Raw genomic sequence first — 1544 nt, 5'->3', positions numbered from 1 at the left:
TGTTTTGATTGAGGTAGTAATTGGTCTCTATGCCTTGCGGGCTATAGGGGTTGTTCTTTTTACTCACCACATTTTGCAAGCTTTGCGCGTTAGGGACTTTGGAGAGCGCGGTGGTGATGCTGTTATAAGTGTTGCCCAATTCGCTGTATCGGGATTTGAAATGCACCAAAGTGTCAGCGATATTTTGCGCTTGCTCTATTTGCTGTTCTTGAGTGCCAAAATGAGCGATACTGTTGGTTAAATTCGTTATGGTTTGTTCCACATACGCACAACCGGAAGCGAAAGTTTGAGTGGTCACTGTGCCAGGAGCCGAACCTTGTGTGCCACCAGTGCCAGCTGTTGATTTGTTGTTGCATGTGGCTAAAAAGCCTGTAACAAAACTTTTAAAATTCCCGGTAAGATTGTCAGGGTTAATGGCTTGCCCCACTTGATGGGCTAAATCAAGCATTTTGGCTTGCGCGCTAGCGTTAGCGAGCATGCCTTGCGCAAAGCTAGCGTCTGTGAAAGGGTTGAAAGGCTTGCCTCCACTGCTTCCCACTGGAGTTGTTTGTTCATTGGTATTGATGGCGCTCGTTTGATTGACAAGCTCTTGCGCGTCCGTGATCATCTTTTGGATCGCGCTGATTTCATCTTTAAAAATGCACAAACCCCCTGAAGTCGGGTTCATCTGTGGGCCACCCTCTTTATTAGTTACTCTAAACCATGGGCATGCGCTGTTGATGGTGTTGATGAGCGTGCTCGCTTGCGCCAAGAGCGCTTGAGCGCTATCAGGCACTCCGTTCAATGCGTTAGTGATTTCGGTGTAGGCTGCACCCCCACTTGGTTGGACGACTTTTAAACTGATCGTGGTGTTTACTTGTTTGCCGTCTATGGTTTGGGTTTTAGTTGTGCTTCTGCCCTTTCTGCCATCTCCGTTTTGACTGTTACCTTTGATACCAAGTAATAACGGATCGCAGTTATTATTCCCTCCCCCTGAGCATGTGTAGCTATAGCTTACATCAATCTTCCCATCGTTTTCTTTGAGCGCCGGTAAGCCTTTTTTTAAAGCCGTTTGGAGGATTTGATAGGCTTCGTTAAGCTTTTTCATGTTATCAATGCTCATAACGCCCTCCCTTCCAATTCCTAGATTGTTATAACTGCAAGTGATGGAAGTGGATCGATACCCTGGCTCGTTGTTGAAGATGGTGGTTGAAGAAGTGCTTTGTCGATCACCATTACCCCCGCATTGCGTAGCGTAGCCTAAGACATTCCAAAACCCCACCGCCGCATTGATCGCTAAAAGCACGGCTTGATAGGCCGGGGAATTTTTGGTATCGCCGATCAAGTTCTTCGCGCTCGCGCCCAGATTTTCACGAGCCGCATTGATCGCGCTCGGATCAGCGGACAATTTGATCAGGGTGTTTAGGGTGCTGTATCTGGTTAAAAGCTTGCTCAAGTTTTCATAATTATCTGAAAGCTGTTGGATGCCTTTGGTGTTGGTTACCATTTGAGCGGCCTCACCGATTTGATAGCCTACGCTTGTGTAAAAGCCGTCGTCTTCAGCG

At 47.3% G+C, this 1544-nt stretch carries 1 protein-coding gene; it reads right to left on the bottom strand.

Annotated features, from left to right (window positions below; translation table 11 throughout):
- Positions 1-1544: SabA family sialic acid-binding adhesin (locus H7N67_RS07870; protein WP_187939614.1), on the bottom strand; the 1544-nt coding region annotated here is incomplete at both ends.

The sequence above is a fragment of the Helicobacter pylori genome, from assembly GCF_014498195.1.
GTDB classification, from domain to species: Bacteria; Campylobacterota; Campylobacteria; order Campylobacterales; family Helicobacteraceae; genus Helicobacter; species Helicobacter pylori_DO.
The sequence above is the reverse complement of the archived record's forward strand: the minus strand, read 5'-3'. Positions and strand labels throughout refer to the sequence as shown.